Origin of the sequence: Streptomyces sp. CC53 (assembly GCF_001865245.1) — a bacterium.
Taxonomy (GTDB): Bacteria; Actinomycetota; Actinomycetes; order Streptomycetales; family Streptomycetaceae; genus Streptomyces.
In genome coordinates this window covers 155466-174281 of sequence record NZ_MKXB01000144.1, presented here as the reverse complement: position 1 = coordinate 174281, position 18816 = coordinate 155466, and the positions used below count along the sequence as shown (strand labels likewise).

The window sequence follows — 18816 nt, the reverse complement described above, 5'->3', positions numbered from 1 at the left end:
GGCAGCATCGAGGGTGTGAGAGCAGCGCCGACGATCCTGCACCTGGACATGGATGCGTTCTTCGCCGCCGTCGAGCAGGCGGCGAAACCGAGCCTGCGCGGAAAGCCGGTGGTCGTGGGCGGCCTCGGACCGCGCGGCGTCGTGGCCACGGCGTCGTACGAGGCGCGGCGCTTCGGGGTGCGGTCGGCCATGCCGATGGGACAGGCCAGGCGGCTGGCGCCGAACGCCGCCTACCTGACCCCCCGCTTCACGCTGTACCGCGCCGTGAGCGGGCAGGTCATGGAGTTGCTGGGCAGGCTTTCGCCGCTGGTGGAACCGCTCAGCCTGGACGAGGCGTTCGTGGACCTGGAGGCCGGGGGGTCCGCGTTCGACGCGGCGGCGGCGCGGGCCGTGGGGGAGCGGTTGCGCCGGGACATCGTCGCGGCCACCGGGCTGACCGGATCGGTCGGGCTCGCCGGGTCCAAGATGCTGGCGAAGATCGCTTCGGAGCAGGCCAAGCCGGACGGCCTGGTGCTGATCGAGCCGGGCACGGAACGGGAACTGCTGGCCCCCTTGGGAGTGCGCACGCTGCCCGGGATCGGCCCCGCGACGGAGGAGCACCTGCGGCGCGCCGGGATGACGACGGTGGCCCACCTGGCGGAGGCCGGGGAGGACGAGCTCGTTCGGCTGCTGGGGCGGGCCCACGGAGTGGCCCTGCACGCCATGGCGCTCGGGCACGACGACCGTCCCGTGGTGGGGGAGCGGGACGCGAAGTCGGTGTCCGTGGAGGACACGTTCGACGTGGATCTCCACGACCGGGTGCGGGTGCGGTGGGAGGTCGAGCGGCTCGCCGAGCGGTGCGTCGGCCGGTTGAGGGCGGCGGGCCGGTCGGGGCGGACCGTGGTGCTGAAGGTCCGGCGGTACGACTTCTCGACGTTGACGCGGTCGGAGACCCTGCGCGGACCGACCGACGACCCGGCGGTCGTCCGCGAGGCGGCCGCGCGACTGCTGGACGCGGTGGACACCACGGGCGGGGTGCGGCTGCTCGGCGTCGGCGTGTCCGGGCTCGCTGACTACACGCAGGAGGACCTGTTCGCCCAGGCCGCAGCGGAGGAGGCCGCCCGTGCGGCGGCGGGTGGCGGCGGAGGGGCCCCGGGGACCGCGGACGACCCAGGGGGCGCGCCCGGTCACCGGGGCGGCGGAGGGGCCGGGGCGGTGGCCCGGGTGGGTCGGGCAGGCCTGCCGGACCTCCAGGCGGCCGCCAGGGAGGCCCTGTCCGAGGGCGCCTCGACGGGTGGCGGGCGGAGCCCGGAGGTGAACCCGGGCGGCGGTGCAGCGGGGCCGCACCGTTCCGACGGGGCGCGGTCCGGCTCCGAAGCTCTCCCCGGGGCGGGGGAGGCCGTGGGGCGGCCGGGCGGTCCCGTACGGGTGGGGTCGGCGCAAGGGTTGGTGCTCGGCGCGGCGGAGAGCGGACGGGCGGGTGGGGCAGGCACGCCGGAGACGGCGTGCGGAGGGAGCGGGGAGCCGGGGGCCGGTGCTGCCGAGCCCGGCGCCGATCCGCGTACCGCCGCCGAACCGGTGGACGGCCGCGGCGTCTTCGCCGGGGCGGACACGGCGGGCTCTCCGGGGATGCCCGCCGGGCGGGACGCGGAAGGCGGGGGCGCCCGGTCTCCGGCGAGGGGCGGTACCGGAGCAGCGCCGCCGAGAGCCGGTGCCTCCGGCGCAGGCGCATCCGCGGTGGCGGCTCACCCGGGGGAGCGGGACGGGACGGGAGGCGGCCCCGCCGGCACGGACGGTCCTCTCCGTACCGGAGGAGGGAGCGGCGCCGGCGGTACGGGCGGCGGAGCCGGCGCCGAAGGCGCCCGGTCCGGCGGTCCGGCAGGCGGGGGCCGGACCGGGGACGAGGAGCGGAGATGGTCGCCGGGGCAGGACGTGCGGCACGACCGGTACGGGGCGGGCTGGGTGCAGGGCAGCGGGCTGGGGCGGGTCACGGTGCGTTTCGAGGAACCGGGGTCCGCGCCGGGACGTGTACGGACGTTCCGTACGGACGACTCCGAGCTGCAGCCCTCGGAGCCGCTGCCGCTGGTGCCCGGGGGCGGTCAGCCGTCGCCGTCGGCGACGCTGCCGAAGTCCTGGTCGGCCGGGGGCGCCGAGGAGCCGGGCAGGTCGAGCCCGTAGTGGCGGTAGAGCTGGAACTCCTGCTCCGGCGAGAGGTGGCGCCCGACGCCGAAGTCCGGCGCGTCCTTGATCAGGGAGCGTTCGTACGGCACGTGCAGGGCCTGGTCCTCCACCCGGCTCGGCTCCAGGGGAACGAAGGCGTCACGGCCGAACAGCCCGGTGCGTACGGCCGCCCACTCCGGTTCGCCGGTCGCGTCGTCCAGGTACACCTCGTCCACCGTGCCGATCTTGTGGCCGTCCCGGTCGTACGCCTTGCGCCCAATCAGCGTGCGAGGATCAATGTCGGTCTGCACGGGCCCTCCAGCCGTTCGCAACGGGTCCTCAAACACTACGAAAATGCACAACCGTGACGTCGGCCACTTGAGGGATCGGCCAGGAACGTCGCTGGTAGGCTGGCAATGGCTGCTGACCCTGTGCGGGAGAGTCCTCCGGAAAGACCGAAACCGGTCCTTCGGGGGCGCCGAAGGAGCAAATCCTCCCCGGAATCTCTCAGGCCCCTGTACCGCACGGACGAGGTCACTCTGGAAAGCAGGGCGGGCGTCGGACGGCACCCGCTCTCACCGACGGTGAAAGCCGCACCGCCCTTCGGGCGGGCCGCGGCGAAGCTCTCAGGTTGAGATGACAGAGGGGGAGGCCGTCCGGGCACCCGCGCCGCGGTGCCCCTCGCAGGTCGCTACGACCAGGAGGCCCCCGTACATGACCGCCAACCGCATTCCGCTCTCCCAGCTGGAGCGAGGCACCCCCTTCGAGCAGCGCCACATCGGCCCTGACGCCGAGGCCCGCGCCAAGATGCTCGCGCAGGTCGGCTACGGCTCGCTCGACGAGCTCACGGCGGCCGCGGTGCCGGACGTCATCAAGAGCGCCGAAGCCCTCGGCCTGCCCGAGGCCCGCAGCGAGGCGGAGGTCCTCGCCGAGCTGCGCTCCCTCGCGGACCGCAACCAGGTCCTCGCGCCGATGATCGGCCTCGGCTACTACGGCACGTTCACCCCGCCGGTCATCCTCCGCAACGTCATGGAGAACCCGGCCTGGTACACCGCCTACACCCCGTACCAGCCGGAGATCTCCCAGGGCCGCCTCGAGGCGCTCCTGAACTTCCAGACCGTCGTCGCCGATCTGACCGGACTGCCCACCTCCGGTGCGTCGCTGCTCGACGAGGGCACCGCCGCCGCCGAGGCCATGGCGCTGTCCCGGCGCGTCGGCAAGGTCAAGAAGGGCGTCTTCCTGGTCGACGCCGACGCCCTGCCGCAGACCATCGCCGTCATCGAGACCCGCGCCGAGCCGACCGGTGTCGAGGTCGTCGTCGCCGACCTCGGCGACGGCATTCCCGCCGAGGTCGCCGAGCGCGGTGTCTTCGGTGTCCTGCTGCAGTACCCGGGCGCCTCCGGTGCCGTACGCGACATCAAGCCGCTCATCGACGCCGCCCACGAGCTCGGCGCCGTCGTCACGGTCGCCGCCGACCTGCTCGCGCTGACCCTGCTCACCCCGCCCGGCGAGCTCGGCGCCGACATCGCCGTCGGTACCACCCAGCGCTTCGGCGTGCCGATGGGCTTCGGCGGCCCGCACGCCGGCTACATGGCCGTCCGCGACGCCTTCGCCCGCAGCCTGCCCGGCCGCCTCGTCGGCGTCTCCGTCGACGCCGACGGGAACAAGGCGTACCGCCTGGCCCTGCAGACCCGCGAGCAGCACATCCGCCGCGAGAAGGCCACCAGCAACATCTGCACCGCGCAGGTGCTGCTGGCCGTCATGGCCGGCATGTACGCCGTGTACCACGGCCCCGAGGGGCTGAAGGAGATCGCCCGGCGCACCCACCGGTACGCCACGGTCCTCGCCGCCGGACTGCGCGCCGGCGGTGTCGAGGTGCTGCACGGCGCCTTCTTCGACACCGTGACCGCGCGCGTGCCGGGCAAGGCCGCCGACGTGGTGGCCGCGGCCCGCCGGGGCGGTGTCAACCTGCACCTCGTGGACGCCGACCACGTCTCCGCATCCTGCGACGAGACCACCGGCCGCACCCAGATCACCGCCGTGTGGGCCGCCTTCGGCGTGTCCGGCGACATCGACGCGCTGGACGCCGTCACCGAGGACGCGCTGCCCGCCGGGCTGCTGCGCGGCGACGCCTACCTGACCCACCCGGTCTTCCACGCGCACCGCTCCGAGACCGCGATGCTGCGCTACCTGCGCAAGCTCGCCGACCGCGACTACGCGCTGGACCGCGGCATGATCCCCCTCGGGTCCTGCACCATGAAGCTCAACGCGACCACCGAGATGGAGCCGGTGACCTGGACCGAGTTCGGCCAGATGCACCCCTTCGCGCCGGCCGAGCAGGCCGAGGGCTACCTGACGCTGATCCGCGAGCTGGAGGAGCGCCTCGCCGAGGTCACCGGCTACGACAAGGTGTCGATCCAGCCCAACGCCGGTTCGCAGGGGGAGCTCGCCGGTCTCCTCGCGGTCCGCGCCTACCACCGGGCCAACGGCGACGAGCAGCGCACGGTCTGCCTGATCCCGTCGTCGGCGCACGGCACCAACGCCGCGTCGGCCGTCATGGCCGGCATGAAGGTCGTCGTCGTCAGGACCGCCGACGACGGCGAGGTCGACGTCGAGGACCTCCGCGCCAAGATCGAGAAGCACCGCGACGAACTCGCCGTGCTGATGATCACGTACCCGTCCACGCACGGCGTCTTCGAGGAGCACGTCGCCGACATCTGCGCCCAGGTCCACGAGGCCGGCGGCCAGGTGTACGTGGACGGCGCCAACCTCAACGCGCTCGTCGGCCTCGCCAAGCCGGGCAAGTTCGGCGGCGACGTCTCGCACCTGAACCTGCACAAGACGTTCTGCATCCCGCACGGCGGCGGCGGCCCCGGCGTCGGCCCGGTCGCGGTCCGCGAGCACCTCGCCCCGTACCTGCCGAACCACCCGCTGCAGCCCGCCGCGGGCCCGGAGACGGGCGTCGGCCCGATCTCGGCGGCGCCCTGGGGCTCGGCGGGCATCCTGCCGATCTCCTGGGCCTACGTGCGGCTCATGGGCGGCGAGGGCCTCAAGCGCGCCACCCAGGTCGCCGTCCTGGCCGCGAACTACGTGGCCAAGCGCCTGGAGCCGCACTACCCGGTGCTCTACACGGGCCCGGGCGGTCTCGTCGCCCACGAGTGCATCATCGACCTGCGCCCGCTGTCGAAGGCGACCGGCGTCAGCGTGGACGACATCGCCAAGCGCCTGATCGACTACGGCTTCCACGCGCCCACGATGTCCTTCCCGGTGGCCGGAACCCTGATGATCGAGCCGACCGAGAGCGAGGACCTCGCGGAACTCGACCGGTTCTGCGACACGATGATCGCCATCCGCGCCGAGATCGAGAAGGTCGCCACGGGCGAGTGGCCCGCCGAGGACAACCCGCTGCGCAACGCCCCGCACACCGCGGCCGCGCTCGGCGGGGCCTGGGACCACGCGTACACCCGCGAGGAGGCCGTCTTCCCGGCGGGCGTCGTGGCCGCGGACAAGTACTGGCCGCCGGTCCGGCGCATCGACGGCGCCTTCGGCGACCGCAACCTCGTCTGCTCCTGCCCGCCGCTGGACGAGTACGACGGCTGACCCGCGCCCCGGCCGCACGCCGGTGCGGCCAGGGGCCGGACCGCCCCGAGGCGGTCCAACCGGCCGTGAGCGGGGGCCGGGCGACCGCCGCATGCACAGGGGCCGGTCCGGAGGTGACACCTCCGGACCGGCCCCTCGCCGTTGTCGCCTCCCTGCCGGGCGCCTACGCGGCCGTGGTCACCCGGGCCGTCGTGAGCGGCCGGTGCGGCGCGATGATCTGGCCGTCCGGCAACAGCTCACCGGTGTCCTCGAAGAGGAGGACGCCGTTGCACAGCAGGCTCCAGCCCTGCTCGGGATGGTGCGCCACGACCCGGGCGGCTTCCCGGTCGGCGGAGTCAGCGGTCGGGCAGAGTGGCTGGTGCTGGCACATGGGAGGGTTCTTTCGCTGCGGTGTGGAGTGTGTCCTGCGGCTCGACGCGGTGTTCATGGCCGCCCCCCGTCTTTCGGTTGGTCCGTACCCAGTGTTGCCCCACGGGCGTGCTTCCGCAGGGATTTCGCGACAGCTCGTCCTACCGCTGAAGGACGTGTCACCCGCATGGATGGTTCAACGCAACCCCCCGGCCTCTTCGGGTGGTTCACCGTGGCCGCAGTGAACTAGTCCGCTCGGACCAGGGACCGGAACGTGCCGGTGCCCCGCGTCCGGGTGGACACGGGGCACCGCTGCGATGGACCGTCCTCAGGGCGCGGGACCGGGTGACTCGCGGCTTCGCCCGGGGGCGGCCGGTGCCCGGACCCGGTGGCCCACCGGGGAAGCATCGGCCCCGCCGCCCCCGTGCCGGTGCGACGCACCTGCCGGCCGGGCCGGCTCCTCCCGCCGCCCGGTCGGTGCGGGAGGAGCCCGACGGCATGCACGGGCCGGCGGGTCACGCGTGGTGCCCGGGCGGGAGCCCGGCGGCCTCAGGCCGTCGAGCCGAGAAGCGGGGGCGGTACGAGCCGTACGGCCAGCCGCGGCAGCAGGTCCGCCACCCGGTGCGGGCGGTGGGCGGCGATCCCGGGCGGCGCGGGCGCCAAGGGGATCAGCAGGTCCTCTGGGGCCGGTGACCCCGCGGACGGGTCCGCTTCGGTGTTCCCGTGCAGCCAGAGCGTGAGCATGTACAGGTCCGGCACGGACAGCAGCCGGGCCTGCCAGGGCGCCTGCGCCCCCTCCGCCTGACGCAGGGCCCGCTCGGTCGACGCGACGTACGGCCCCTCGCAGAAGTGGGAGAAGACCCAGCCCTCCGCCGCGGGCGTCACGTCCGCCGCGGCCAGGGACAGCTCGCCGCCCCGGATCAGGAAGCGCCACCCGACGAGTCGGGTGCTCGGCGCCGCCCCCGCGGGAGTGGCGGACAGGACGTGGACCGGCAGCGGAGCGTCGGCGCTCAGCGGGCCAGGGACGGACCGCAGGGCGGGGGTGCCGGACTCACGGGCCGCCGGCGATCCCAACGCGGTGAGGACGGCGTTCAGGGCAGCAGCGGGGGGCTGGGAGACATGGAGCGGCATGGTGGGTCGCCTCTCACTCGAGACAGACGGGAATGCGCGGGTGGGTGCGGACGACGCTGTCAGCAGCGGGGCGGAGGAGGCGCCCGGGGCGCCACGCCCGGCGCCGATTCTCGGCCTCTGCACGGAGTTTATACGACACCTGTTCACGGCAGGTTTCCGCTAGTCGATGCCGATAATCTGGTCAAGACTCTAGCGCGCCTTGTTCACGTCTGGGTTTCAGGGGTATTTCCGGCTATTCGCCCCACGTTTCGACGCTGCTACCAGGGCCGTCATTAGCGGCGGGGACGGCTTGATCTCGTCGGCGTTTTTCACCATGCCGCCGCAGGTGATGTGCTAGCAGACTCATGCCTCCGGAATGTGCCGGAGGGCGCCCGCGTCAGCGTAGCGGCAAAGGGCGGGCCGCGCGGGCGTTACGGATCGGTCCGACGGGGCATCATCGTCCGGGACGCGAGCGCCGGTGCCGCGTGCCACCCACGCGAGGAGGGACCCTTCGATGGGGGAGAAGGTCGTGGCGGCGGCATTTGACCTGGCGGATCGGCAGACGTACCGCCGGAAGCTGCGACAGTGCCTGGAGGCGCTGGAGCGGCTGCTCGCCGAGCGGCGATTCGACCGTCCGCGCAATCTCATGGGCATCGAGATCGAGCTCAATCTCGTCGGGGCCGACGGGCTGCCCCGGATGATGAATGGCGCGGTGCTGGAGCGCATCGCGAGCCGGGATTTCCAGACGGAGCTCGGCATGTTCAACGTGGAATTGAACGTGGCGCCGCACCGGCTCGGCGGTCACGTTTTCTCGCAGCTCGCCGAGGAACTCCGAACGGGGATCGGCTACGCGCACCGCAAGGCGGAGGAACTGGGCGCCGGAATCGTGATGATCGGCATACTGCCGACCCTCACGCGACAGGACGTGGACCTCGCCAACATCTCGTCCGGCGACCGCTACCTGCTGCTCAACGACCAGATCCTCACGTCGCGAGGCGAGGACTTCTCCCTGGACATCGACGGCGTGGAGCGGCTCAGCTGCACGGCCGCCTCCATCACACCGGAGGCGGCCTGCACCTCCGTGCAACTGCACCTGCAGGTCACCCCGGGCCGCTTCGCGGACGTGTGGAACGCTGCGCAGGCCGTGGCCGCCGTACAGATAGCCGTCGGGGCGAACGCTCCCTTCCTCTTCGGCCGCGAAGTGTGGCGCGAGTCCCGGCCGCCGCTCTTCGAGCAGGCCACCGACACCCGGCCGCCGGAACTGAAGTCGCAGGGCGTGCGGCCCCGCACCTGGTTCGGTGAGCGCTGGGTGGAGTCGCCGTACGAGCTGTTCGAGGAGAACCTGCGGTACTTCCCCGCGCTGCTGCCGTTGTGCGACGAGCAGGACCCGCTGCGGGTCCTGGACGACGGTGGGACCCCTGCCCTGCACGAGCTGGTCCTGCACAACGGGACCGTCTACCGCTGGAACCGGCCGGTGTACGGAGTCGTGGACGGGGTGCCGCACCTGCGCGTGGAGAACAGGGTGCTGCCCGCAGGGCCGACCGTCGACGACGTGATCGCCAACGCCGCCTTCTACTACGGACTCGTCCGGGCCCTCGCCGAGGACAGCCGGCCGGTGTGGAAGCGCATGCCGTTCGGCGACGCGGCGGCCAACTTCGAAGCGGCCTGCCGCCACGGCCTGGACGCCGAGCTGCGGTGGCCGCGCCCCGGACGCGGGAGCGGGGTCAGCGCGGTTCCCGCGGTCAAGCTGGTACGCGACGAGCTCCTGCCGCTGGCCGCCGCCGGCCTGGACGCCTGGGGCGTCGAACCGGCCGACCGCGACCGCACCCTCGGCGTGATCGAGGAGCGGTGCCGCCGCCGGGTGAACGGCGCCTCCTGGCAGGTGGAGACCTTCCACCGTGCCGTCGAGGCGGGTCTGGAGCGGGACGCCGCGCTCGCGGCGACCGCGCGGCGCTACCAGGAGCTGTCGCTGCGGGGCGAGCCGGTGCACACCTGGCCGGTCAGTTGTCCCGGGCCCCGGCCGCAGCGCTCGCGCTGACCGGCGGCCGGGCGGGGCCGGCGTGCCGGACCGCTCCCGCACCGCGGCCGGCCGCCCGCCGTGGCCGTTCCGGGCGGTGGAACGCGGAGGCGGTGGCCGCTCGGCGCCGCGCAGGGCCGTCGGGCTGGGAGCCGCGGGCCGCGTGTGGCCGGCGGTGACGCACCGCACGCGGTCGGCGCGTGCGGTCAGGCGGCCACTCGGCGCGACCGGGCCGGGGCGCAGAGTCCGCGACCCGCGCCTGTGCTCCGTGCTCGTGTGCCCGGTCTGTGCCCGGGCCGGCCTCCGACCGTGGCCCACGGAGACCTCCGGGCGGCGCGTCGGGCAAGCTGGACGGCGCAGGACCACGGACGGAAGGCGGCGCGGCGTGCGGGCAGGACGCAGGGAACGGACCGGCGGGGCACCGGGAGTCACGGGCACGGTCGAGGAACCGGAGCGCCGGACACTGAGGTCCGAGACCCTCATCGTGCTGGCGCTCTCGCTCGGCGCCAGCGCCTTGTCCTCCGTCATCAGCTTCGTCGGCGCGCTGACCAAGCCCGGCGGCCTCAGCGAACAGGCGGCCAGGCTCAACGGCTCGTACGCGCCCGGTCGGCCCTGGCTGGACCTGGCCTGGCAGCTCTTCGGCATCACCACCGCCCTCGTCCCCGTCGTGCTGGTGGCGCACCTGCTGCTCCGCGAGGGGGCCCCGGGGATGCGGGCCATCGGCTTCGACCGGCTGTCCCCGTGGCAGGACCTCCGGCGGGGCGCGCTGGTCGCGGCCGGGATCGGCAGCACGGGTCTGGCCTTCTACCTGGCCGTCCGGGCCGGCGGGTTCAACCTCACCGTCGTACCGGAGAGCCTGCCGGAGGTGTGGTGGAAGTACCCCGTGCTCGTCCTCTCCGCGCTCCAGAACTCCGTGGTGGAGGAGGTCATCGTCGTCGGCTACCTGCTGCGCCGGCTCGACCAGTTGGGATGGTCACCGACGGCGGCGCTGGTGGCGAGCTCGGTGCTGCGCGGTTCGTACCACCTCTACCAGGGCGTCGGCGGCTTCGTCGGCAACGTGGTGATGGGGGTGGTCTTCGTGTGGCTGTACCGGCGCTGGGGGCGCGTCGGGCCGCTGGTGGTGGCGCACGCGCTGCTCGACATCGTGGCCTTCGTCGGGTATGGGCTGCTCGCGGGGAAGGTGGGCTGGCTGCCCACGGCGTGACCGGTCTTGCTGCCCCCGACGCCATGCCGTCCAGCGGCGGGGGCCGCGGAGTCAACCGCCCGCGGCCCGGCGGCTGTTCCGCTGCCCGTGGCGTGCCGACCGGTCCGCTCCCCGCGTGGTGAGGCAGCGGGCAGCGGGCCCCCACCCCGCGGCAGCAGGGGCACTGGGCGAGGGCCCGCGGCGCAGGGCGGCCCGCGGTGTCAGGCGAGCAGGGCGCCGTCCAGGACCGTCACGGCGTGCCCGGTCAACAGCGTGCGCTCGCCGCGCAGCGCGGTCCGCACCACGCCGGTGCGGGACCCGCCCTGGAGACCGGTCAGCTCGGCCCGGCCGAACCGCCGTGACCAGAAGGGCGCCAGTGCCGTGTGTGCGCTGCCCGTCACCGGGTCCTCGTCGATGCCCAGCCGTGGGAAGAAGCACCGGGACGCGAAGTCGTGGCCGCCCGCCGGGTCCTCCGCCGGCGCCGTGGCGATGACGCCCCGCTTCGACAGGGCGGCCAGCGCGGCCAGGTCGGGCGCCAGGGACCTCACGGCCGCCTCGTCACGGAGCTCCACGAGCAGGTCGCCCACGTGCTCGGAAGTGTCGTGCACGGACAGGACCTCCGCGCCGAGGGCGTCGGCGAGCCCGTGCGGTGCTTCCACCGGCGTCAGCGACGAAGTGGGGAAGTCCATGCTGATCGCGCCGTCGGCGCCGTCCCCGGTGGTGAGGATCCCGCAGCGCGCCGCGAACCGGACGGTGCCCGCGGCCCGGCCGGTGGTCCGCAGGACGTGTGCGGTGGCGAGGGTGGCGTGGCCGCACATGTCCACCTCGGCGACCGGGGTGAACCAGCGCAGCGCCCAGTCGGCGTCGCCGCCCTCCGGCAGCGGGTGCGCGAAGGCGGTCTCGGAGAGGTTGACCTCCGCGGCGACCCGCTGCAGCCACCCGTCGTCGGGGAACGCGTCGAGGAGCAGCACTCCCGCGGGGTTGCCGGAGAAGGGGCGGTCGGTGAAGGCGTCGACGATTCGGATACGCATGGGCCGACCGTAGAGGTGCCGCAGCGCCGGCGGCCAAGGCCAATCCGCGGTGACTGGACCGGTCGGCGCAGGGCGAGCACGCCAGCGGACCGGTTCGCCGGTCGGCACGGGGCGAGCGGGCCGCCGGACCGGCGCGCGGACGCCGCCGTACCGCTGCTCCGGCCGGGGGTGCGCGGCAGCCGGCCCCCGACGGCGCGGGCACGCTGCGGGCGGCGGGGCGAGGGCGGCGGATCAGCGCACCGCCCGCCAGATCTCGGCCGAGTCGAACGCGTCGGACGCCCGCGGTCGCCGCTGCTCGTCGTGGCAGTGGAAGGCTGCCCAGAACAGGTCGCCCGGCCGTGCGTCGTCCGGGGCGTACACCCGGTAGACGTACTGCCGGCCGTCCAGGGCGAGCAGGGCGACCATCCAGAACACAACGGGCCAGACGAGCGCCCCGGCGACCGCGGTTGCCCCCGGGGCGTGAAAGGAGCCGGCGTGCGCCCCCGTGGCGCGGCCTCCCTCTCCTCCTTGAGGAGGAGGGGACAGGGCAGGCGCCCGACCTGCGTGGGACACGCACATGGTTCCCCGTGGCGACGCCGCGGCTGATGAGGTGGAAACGTGCACAGCTCCACCCCGAAAGCGCCGACGTCCACCGGATCGCCGGGCTGCCGGCTCGACGGAACCGAACCCGGCTTCACCGACGAATCGGCCTCCGTCGTCTCCGGTGCGCGGCGTAGGGCGGCGCGAGCAGGGGACCGCCAGATCGACACGGCGCACCTCCTCCACTCCCTGCTGGAGTCGGTGCCCGCCGTACGGGCCGCCCTCGGTGACGGGGCGCAGACGGCCCGCGTGCTCGGCTACCTCGTGCAGCGCAGCATCGGCTACGGACTGCGCTGGCAGGAGACCGTGGAGGAGCCTGGCCTCGGCGTCCCCGAGGACGGCCCGACCGGCTGGTCCGGGTGGTCGCCCGCGGCGGCGGCCGCGGCCAGGCGCGCCCTCCGGCAGGCCCGGGCGCGGGGAGCCGTCCGAGCCGACGCGCTCGACCTGTTCGCCGCGATCCTGGCCGACCCGGCGTGCCGGGCCGTCGACGTGCTGCGCCGGGCGGGCGCCGACCCTGCGCGGGCGGCCGACCGGGCGCGTGCCGCGACGCCGGTTCCGGCGCCGCGGGGCGGGCCGGCGGAAGGCGTGACGCGCACCGCGGGGCCTGCTGGGACAGGCCGGGAGGCCGGGCCGCGGCGACCACCGTCTCAACAGGTGTCACCGCCTTTACGCTCCTGACCGCCGCCTGTCATCATGTGCCGATGCAGACGGCTCAGGTGAGGAACGTCGGCCTGGGACTGGCCCTGGTCTCAGCGTTCGCGTTCGGCGGATCAGGTGTCGCGGCGAAACCGCTCATCGAGGCGGGACTCGACCCGCTGCACGTGGTGTGGCTCAGGGTGGCCGGCGCCGCGTTGGTGATGCTGCCCGTGGCCTGGCGCCACCGCGCCCTGCTGCGGCACAGGCCCGCCTTGCTGGCCGGGTTCGGGTTGCTCGCCGTGGCCGGCGTGCAGGCGTTCTACTTCGCCGCGCTGTCCCGCATACCCGTCGGGGTCGCGCTCCTCATCGAGTACCTCGGCCCGGCGCTCGTCCTCGGCTGGGTCCGGTTCGTCCAGCGGCGCCCCGTGACGCGGGCCGCCGCACTCGGCGTGGTCCTAGCCGTCGGCGGTCTCGCGTGCGTGGTGGAGATCTGGGCCGGACTCGGCTTCGACGCCGTCGGGCTCGCCCTCGCCCTGTGCGCCGCCTTCTGCCAGGCCGGCTACTTCATCCTGGCCGCCCACGGCAGCGACGAGGCTGAGCCCGCCGACCCGCTCGGCGTCATCGCCTACGGGCTGCTCGTCGGCGCCGCCGTCCTGACCGTCGTCGCACGGCCCTGGGGCATGGACGGCGAAGTGCTGCGCGGCGCCGCCGCGGTGGCCGGCACGAGCGTGCCCGCCTGGGCGCTGCTCGCCTGGATCGTCCTGATCGCGACCGTCCTGGCCTACGTCACCGGCATCGTCTCCGTGCGGAAGCTCTCCCCGCAGGTGGCCGGAGTGGTGGCCTGTCTGGAGGCGGTCGTCGCCACCGTGCTCGCGTGGGTCGTGCTCGGGGAGCACCTGTCCACGCCGCAGATCGCGGGCGGTGTGCTCGTGCTGATAGGCGCATTCATCGCCCAGTCGCCCGCGCCGAAGGCGCCCTCGGGACCCGTGGCCGGGTCACGCCCGGACGCCGCGCCGTCCGCGGGCGATCCCGCCCCGCTGCCGGGGGAGGGGCGGTTGTCCGCGCGCCAGGGCGCGCCGTAGAGTGCCGGTCATGCATGCGACCGTGCTTCCGCCGCCTGCCGCCTGAGGCGGGCGGCGCCGCACTCCTGAAGAGGACCCGGCTCGGGCTGCGCCCCGAGCGGAACGCCGCTGCCCGTACGCGGAACCAGACGCGCCCTCGCGCGTTCCAGCGGCCTTTCCCTCGTCTCCTCCAGGAGAAGTCACGTGTCGAACCACTCCCTCCACACCGCTGCGCCCGCAGCCGCTCAGGCCCGGACCGCCCGCGGGACCGCGCCGGCCCCCGTCGGGCGTGCGCTGCTCTATCTGATCGTCGCCGGGATCGCCTGGGGCACCGCCGGGGCCGCCGCCTCCCTGGTGTACCGGATCAGCGACCTCGGGCCGCTCGCGCTGTCCTTCTGGCGCTGTGTCGGCGGACTGCTGCTGATGTGCGGCGTTCTCACGCTGCGTCGGCGCGGCCGCGGGGCCGCCGCCGCGGCGGGTGCGGGTGGCGTCGCTCGCCCCGAGCCGCGCCGACGCAAGGTGCTGCGCATCGTCGGCACCGGCGTCGGCCTCACCGTCTTCCAGAGCGCGTACTTCGCCGCCGTCGAGTCGACCGGGCTGGCTGTCGGCACGGTCGTCACCCTGGGTGCCGGGCCCGTCCTGATCGCGCTGGGGGCCCGCCTGACCATGCGGGAGCGACTCGGTGTCGGCGGGGTGACGGCGGTCGCCGGAGCGCTGGCCGGGCTCGCGGTGCTGGTCCTCGGCGGCGGTTCGGGTTTCGTGCGGCCCGCCGGGGTGGCCCTCGCGCTGCTGTCGGCCGCCGCGTACGCCGCCATCACGCTGATCACCCGGTGGCTGGGCCGGGGCGGGGGCGGTGGTGACGCCCTGGCGACCAGCACCTGGGCGTTCGCCATCGGCGCCCTCGGGCTGTTGCCGCTCGCCCTGGCGGAGGGGCTGCTGCCGCACACGGCGCAGCAGCTTGAGGTGGTGGGGCTGCTCGCCTACGTGGCGGCCGTCCCGACCGCGCTCGCCTACGCGCTGTACTTCACCGGCGCCGCCGTGGTGCGGGCGGCGACCGTCTCGGTGATCATGCTGCTGGAGCCGGTGAGCGCGGCGGTCATCGCGGTCGGCCTGCTCGGTGAGCGGCTGACGGCCGCCACCGTCGCGGGGACGCTGCTGCTGCTCGCGGCCGTCACCGGCCTCGCCTTCGCGGAGACCCGGCTCGCTGTGGGACGGCGCAGGGACGCCCAGGCGGCCGTCGCCTGAGCGGTCCGCCGCGTCCGTGTCCGGCCCCGTGGCCCCGGCGCGGGGCCGGGGCCACCTGCACTGCGGACGGCCACGGACGGGGACCGGTCCCTGCCGGGTTGCGGCGCCGGAACCGTCCGGTCCTGCCGGTGCAGGGTGCTGTCCGGTTGTCGGTGTCGTCCGGCTGGTGGTGCTGGCCGTCGACGGCGCGACCCCGTCGACGGTGCCGCACCGCGTCACGGGCCGGGCGGTGTCCGAAGGGCGGGTGGCTGTCCGTGGCCGGGACGGAGGGGACGGCCGGCGTCCGCCGGCCGGGCACCGAGGGGGCGGGTGATCCTCCCCGAGGGCGGGCGTCGTCCAGGTGCCGGACGGCGCCCGGTGAGCGGGCGCTTCCCGCCTCGGTGCCCCGGCGGCCGCGGACGCCCCCTTGGCCGGCGGTCGTCGGGATCCGGTGGGTCCGCGGCCGTCGGGCGCCACCCGGGGGCCGCTCAGCGTGGCGCGGCGAGGTAGTCGGGCAGCGGGACGGACGGCGGCAGGTCGTGGTTCGCGACGGGCGCGCCGTGGCGGACCGCGACGGGCACGACGCCCGCCCAGTGAGGCAGCGCCAGGTCCTCGGGCTCGTCGTTGGCGCCTCCGGTGCGCACCTTGGCGGAGACCTCGCCCAGGTCCAGGCGCAGGACCGCGGTCGCTGCGAGTTCCCTGGCGTCCGCCGGGCGCGAGTCGCGGGACCGGCCGGGCACCACGTGGTCGACGAGCGCGTCCAGAGCGGTCCGCTTCTCCTCCGGGTCCGTGACCTGGTGCGCGATGCCGTGGACCATGACGGAGCGGTAGTTGACCGAGTGGTGGAAGGCGGAGCGGGCCAGCACCAGCCCGTCGACGTGGGTCACGGTCAGGCAGACGGGCAGCCCCGGCCCGTCCCCGTGGCGCCCGCCCGCCATCCGCAGCGGCCGGGAACCGGTCGAGCCGTGGACGTAGAGCCGGTCGCCCACCCGGCCGTACAGGGTCGGCAGGACGACCGGGGCTCCGTCGCGCACGTACCCCAGGTGACACACGTACGCCTCGTCGAGTATCGCGTGGACCAGGTCCCTGTCGTACGACGCACGCTCACGGGCGCGCGCCGGGACGGTCCGGTCCGTCGGCGCGTACGCCTCCGTGTCGGAGACGGGGGCGGAGGAGGGTGTTCCTTCGGACATGACATCCCCTATTGCACTAGTGCATAATGATGTTTGTGCTAGGAGATTATCGGATCGAAGGGTCGCGCGCATCGGAGATCGCGGCCAGCGTGGAGCGCAGTGTCGGCTCCGGTGCGCTGGCTCCGGGTCAACTCCTGCCGCCCCTGAGGGAGTTGGCGAACCATCTGGGCGTCAATCCCAATACCGTCGCCGCGGCCTACCGCATCCTGCGTGAGCGGGGGGTGATCGAGACCGCCGGGCGCAGGGGCAGTCGAGTCCGGCCGCGGCCCGCCACCACCGCCCGGGGCGCCCTGCGGATCGAGGCGCCCGCCGGGGTGAGGGATCTCGGTGAGGGCAACCCCGACCCGTCGCTGCTGCCGCGGCTCTCCGACGCCCTGGCGGCTGCCGCGCGCGACTACGACGCGGCGCCAGGGCTGTACGGTCAGCCTCCCGTGGACGACGACTTCGCGGATCTCGTACGGGCGGCGCTGGACGCCGACGGGGTGCCGGCCGGTCCCGTCGCCGTCGCGTCCGGCTCGCTGGACGTCATCGAGCGCGTCCTGAGCGCGCACCTGCGGCCCGGTGACGCCGTGGCGGTCGAGGATCCCGGGTGGGGCAGCGTGCTCGACCTCGTGCCGGCGCTCGGACTGCGGGTCGTCCCCGTACGTCTCGACGACGACGGACCCCTGCCGGGGGAGGTGGAGCGGGCCCTGCGTGGCGGCGCGCGGGCCCTCGTCGTGACCGACCGGGCGCAGAATCCTACCGGTGCCGCGATCGGCGCCGCGCGCGCCGCCGAGCTGCGCGCCCTCCTGACGGCGTACCCGGAGGTCCTGCTCGTGGAGGACGACCACGGGCACGGTTTCGTCGACCTCCCCGTCCATCCGCTGGCCGGCTCCACCCGCCACTGGGCGTTCGTCCGGTCCGTGGCCAAGGCCTACGGGCCCGACTTCCGGGTGGCGGCCTTCACCGGTGACGAAGTCACCGTCGACCGCGTCACCGGACGCCAGCAGCTCGGCCCCGGCTGGGTGAGCCGACTGCTCCAGCGCGCCGTGGTCCACCTGTGGCGTTCCGGCTCCGTCGACCGGGCCGTGCTCGCCCGGGCGTACGGAGAGCGGCGCGACGCCCTCATCGGGGCTCTGGAGGCCCGCGGGGTCGCGGCCCAGGGGCGCAGCGGGATGAACGTGTGGGTGCCGGTCTCCGACGAGACGGGCGTGGTCGCCCGGATGTTGCACGCGGGGTGGGCGGTCGCTCCCGGCGCTCGGTTCCGGGTGGCTTCCGGCCCCGCGGTGCGGCTCACCGTCTCCTCGCTCACAGCGGCCGACATCGAGCCGCTGGCGGCGGCGGTCGCGGCGGCGGCAGGGCCGGTGACGGTCCGCAGCTACGGGTGACGGGCGCCGGGGCCGGTGGGGGAGGCGGCGGCACCCGCGTTGCCGCCGTCGGGGGCCGGCGCCGGGGTGGTCGAGACGGCCGAGACGACGGGCAGAACCCCCGCGGGGGTGGCGGAGCCGACCGCTCAGATGTCGGCGGCGGCAGGTGCGGATGTGGCTGCGGTGGCGGGCGTGGCGCCTGCCGCGGGGGTGGTGCCCGTCGTGCCGGGCGCGGGTATGCCGGAACCCGGTGGGCGTGCGTCCGTGCCCGGGGTCGGGGTGGCGTGTGCCGCGCCCGCGGGGGCGGTCCGTCGGCGCCCGGTGCCGCGGCTCTGGGTGAGGGCCGCACCGGCCAGCACGATCACGGCGCCGACCGGGGTGTTCCACGCGAGTGGCTCGTCGAGCAGGGTCACACCGGCCGCGGTGGCGATGACCGGGACGAAGTACGTGACCATCTGGCCCGTCGTGGGACCGACTTCCGCGACGATGCCGTACTGCACCAGCATCGCGAGCCCCGTCCCCAGTACGCCCAGCGCGGCGACCGCCAGCAGCGGAACCACCGGGAACGCCGTGGGCACTCCGCTGAACAACCCGGTCACGACGGCCAGCTGGAGGGTCGCCAGCATCAACTGGGCCCCGGTCAGCGACAGGTGCGACTCGCTGCGGCCGGCCAGGGTCCGGCGTACGTAGATCCAGCCGATCGGGTAGCTCAGGGACGCGCCGAGTGCCATGGCCGTACCGGCTGCGTCGACCCCCGCGAAGCCCTGCCAGGCCCCGAGCACGGTCAGGACGCCCAGGAAGCCGATTCCGAGTCCCGCCACCCGCCTCCGCGTGGGACGGTCCTCGGAGAGGGCGACCAGAGACAGGGCCATGCCCCACAGCGGCGAGGTCGCGTTGCATATCCCGGCGAGCGTCGACGGGATCGTCAGCTCGGCGTACGCGAACAAGGAGAACGGCAGGGCGTTGAGGAAGAACGCCGCCACCGCCAGGTGCCCCCAGGTGCGGACGCCGCGCGGCAGTCCGGCGCGCCGCACCACCATGACGGCGGCCAGCACCGCCGTACCGAACAGCAGTCTCCCGAAGGTGACGTGAAACGGCGCGTACCCCTGCGTGCCCACCTTGATCAGCAGGAAGCTGAAGCCCCAGACGAGCGCCAGCGCGGCGAACCGGACCCGCCAGTCCACGCGGGGCAGCCGGGGGCCCGAGGCTGTCCCGCGACCGGTGGACGCCCTCTGCGGGACGGGCGTCCGAGTGGAAGCGGGCAGGGCCGGGCGAGGAGGGGGTGTGGTGTGCATGGGTCCACGATGACCGGAACGATCTCTTAGGACAAGCGACTTTTCCTCAGGGGT

The 18816-nt window shown here is 74.6% G+C and carries 14 protein-coding genes, 1 pseudogene and 1 riboswitch; of the genes and pseudogenes, 8 read left to right on the top strand and 7 right to left on the bottom strand.

Annotated features, from left to right (window positions below; all coding sequences use genetic code 11):
* Positions 1–15 precede the first annotated feature (15 nt).
* Positions 16–1161 (top strand): annotated as a pseudogene (locus BJP40_RS36315) (DNA polymerase IV); the annotation flags it as partial.
* A 917-nt stretch (positions 1162–2078) separates the two neighbouring features.
* Here the strand turns inward: BJP40_RS36315 and BJP40_RS15035 are convergent.
* Entirely contained in the window at positions 2079–2450 is a 372-nt protein-coding gene (locus BJP40_RS15035; protein ID WP_071270798.1) for a PRC-barrel domain-containing protein, read from the bottom strand.
* A 113-nt stretch (positions 2451–2563) separates the two neighbouring features.
* A riboswitch (glycine riboswitch) is annotated at positions 2564–2672 on the top strand.
* A 181-nt stretch (positions 2673–2853) separates the two neighbouring features.
* Between BJP40_RS15035 and gcvP the strand changes: the two genes are divergently transcribed.
* A complete protein-coding gene (gcvP, locus tag BJP40_RS15030) occupies positions 2854–5739 on the top strand; it encodes an aminomethyl-transferring glycine dehydrogenase (RefSeq protein ID WP_071280782.1) in 2886 nt (961 codons plus the stop codon).
* 163 nt (positions 5740–5902) lie between these two features.
* Here the strand turns inward: gcvP and BJP40_RS15025 are convergent, their stop codons facing one another.
* On the bottom strand, positions 5903–6109 hold the full coding sequence (locus BJP40_RS15025; RefSeq protein ID WP_071265673.1) for a DUF5999 family protein: 207 nt from the start codon (positions 6107–6109) through the stop codon (positions 5903–5905).
* A 527-nt stretch (positions 6110–6636) separates the two neighbouring features.
* Positions 6637–7218, bottom strand: a complete 582-nt coding sequence (locus BJP40_RS15020) for a hypothetical protein (protein ID WP_071280781.1) — start codon at positions 7216–7218, stop codon at positions 6637–6639.
* A gap of 493 nt (positions 7219–7711) precedes the next feature.
* Between BJP40_RS15020 and BJP40_RS15015 the strand changes: the two genes are divergently transcribed.
* The gene (locus BJP40_RS15015) at positions 7712–9235 is read left to right on the top strand and encodes a glutamate-cysteine ligase family protein (protein WP_071265669.1); all 1524 of its coding nucleotides are present in this window, start codon (positions 7712–7714) and stop codon (positions 9233–9235) included.
* A 442-nt stretch (positions 9236–9677) separates the two neighbouring features.
* The gene (locus tag BJP40_RS15010) at positions 9678–10418 is read left to right on the top strand and encodes a CPBP family intramembrane glutamic endopeptidase (RefSeq protein WP_107416778.1); all 741 of its coding nucleotides are present in this window, start codon (positions 9678–9680) and stop codon (positions 10416–10418) included.
* A 200-nt stretch (positions 10419–10618) separates the two neighbouring features.
* Here the strand turns inward: BJP40_RS15010 and BJP40_RS15005 are convergent, their stop codons facing one another.
* Together BJP40_RS15005 and BJP40_RS15000 are read right to left on the bottom strand one after the other, a co-directional pair.
* Positions 10619–11428, bottom strand: coding sequence for a PhzF family phenazine biosynthesis protein (locus BJP40_RS15005; protein ID WP_071280779.1), 810 nt, complete (start codon positions 11426–11428; stop codon positions 10619–10621).
* Positions 11429–11659: 231 nt separating this feature from the next.
* Positions 11660–11842, bottom strand: coding sequence for a hypothetical protein (locus BJP40_RS15000; protein WP_071265663.1), 183 nt, complete (start codon positions 11840–11842; stop codon positions 11660–11662).
* Between the two features lie 183 nt (positions 11843–12025).
* On the opposite strand from BJP40_RS15000, the gene BJP40_RS14995 reads away from it, so the two are divergent.
* The 3 genes from BJP40_RS14995 to BJP40_RS14985 all read left to right on the top strand — a co-directional run bounded on the left by BJP40_RS14995 (position 12026) and on the right by BJP40_RS14985 (position 14949).
* Positions 12026–12685, top strand: coding sequence for a Clp protease N-terminal domain-containing protein (locus BJP40_RS14995; protein ID WP_071280778.1), 660 nt, complete (start codon positions 12026–12028; stop codon positions 12683–12685).
* A gap of 23 nt (positions 12686–12708) precedes the next feature.
* Positions 12709–13725, top strand: a complete 1017-nt coding sequence (locus BJP40_RS14990) for a DMT family transporter (RefSeq protein WP_071280777.1) — start codon at positions 12709–12711, stop codon at positions 13723–13725.
* A gap of 273 nt (positions 13726–13998) precedes the next feature.
* Positions 13999–14949 (top strand): DMT family transporter, encoded by a 951-nt coding sequence (locus BJP40_RS14985; RefSeq protein ID WP_071280804.1) that lies wholly within the window; start codon positions 13999–14001, stop codon positions 14947–14949.
* 467 nt (positions 14950–15416) lie between these two features.
* Here BJP40_RS14985 and BJP40_RS14980 read toward each other — a convergent pair whose 3' ends face one another.
* The gene (locus tag BJP40_RS14980) at positions 15417–16121 is read right to left on the bottom strand and encodes a pyridoxamine 5'-phosphate oxidase family protein (protein ID WP_071265657.1); all 705 of its coding nucleotides are present in this window, start codon (positions 16119–16121) and stop codon (positions 15417–15419) included.
* 35 nt (positions 16122–16156) lie between these two features.
* On the opposite strand from BJP40_RS14980, the gene BJP40_RS14975 reads away from it, so the two are divergent.
* Positions 16157–17488 carry an aminotransferase class I/II-fold pyridoxal phosphate-dependent enzyme gene (locus BJP40_RS14975; RefSeq protein ID WP_071265655.1) on the top strand — a complete coding sequence of 444 codons (1332 nt, stop codon included), beginning with the start codon at positions 16157–16159 and terminating at the stop codon, positions 17486–17488.
* Positions 17489–17613: 125 nt separating this feature from the next.
* On the opposite strand, the gene BJP40_RS14970 is transcribed toward BJP40_RS14975, so the two are convergent.
* The gene (locus tag BJP40_RS14970; protein WP_071268102.1) at positions 17614–18762 is read right to left on the bottom strand and encodes a DMT family transporter; all 1149 of its coding nucleotides are present in this window, start codon (positions 18760–18762) and stop codon (positions 17614–17616) included.
* Positions 18763–18816 lie beyond the last annotated feature (54 nt).

Excerpts from the sequence above, each read along its gene's own strand:
- BJP40_RS15025 (WP_071265673.1), bottom strand. The coding sequence starts at position 6,109 with ATGTGCCAGCACCAGCCACTCTGCCCGACCGCTGACTCCGCCGACCGG.
- BJP40_RS14980 (WP_071265657.1), bottom strand. The coding sequence starts at position 16,121 with ATGTCCGAAGGAACACCCTCCTCCGCCCCCGTCTCCGACACGGAGGCG.
- gcvP (WP_071280782.1), top strand. The coding sequence starts at position 2,854 with ATGACCGCCAACCGCATTCCGCTCTCCCAGCTGGAGCGAGGCACCCCC.
- BJP40_RS14990 (WP_071280777.1), top strand. The coding sequence starts at position 12,709 with ATGCAGACGGCTCAGGTGAGGAACGTCGGCCTGGGACTGGCCCTGGTC.
- BJP40_RS15015 (WP_071265669.1), top strand. The coding sequence starts at position 7,712 with ATGGGGGAGAAGGTCGTGGCGGCGGCATTTGACCTGGCGGATCGGCAG.
- BJP40_RS15020 (WP_071280781.1), bottom strand. The coding sequence starts at position 7,218 with ATGCCGCTCCATGTCTCCCAGCCCCCCGCTGCTGCCCTGAACGCCGTC.
- BJP40_RS15005 (WP_071280779.1), bottom strand. The coding sequence starts at position 11,428 with ATGCGTATCCGAATCGTCGACGCCTTCACCGACCGCCCCTTCTCCGGC.
- BJP40_RS14970 (WP_071268102.1), bottom strand. The coding sequence starts at position 18,762 with ATGCACACCACACCCCCTCCTCGCCCGGCCCTGCCCGCTTCCACTCGG.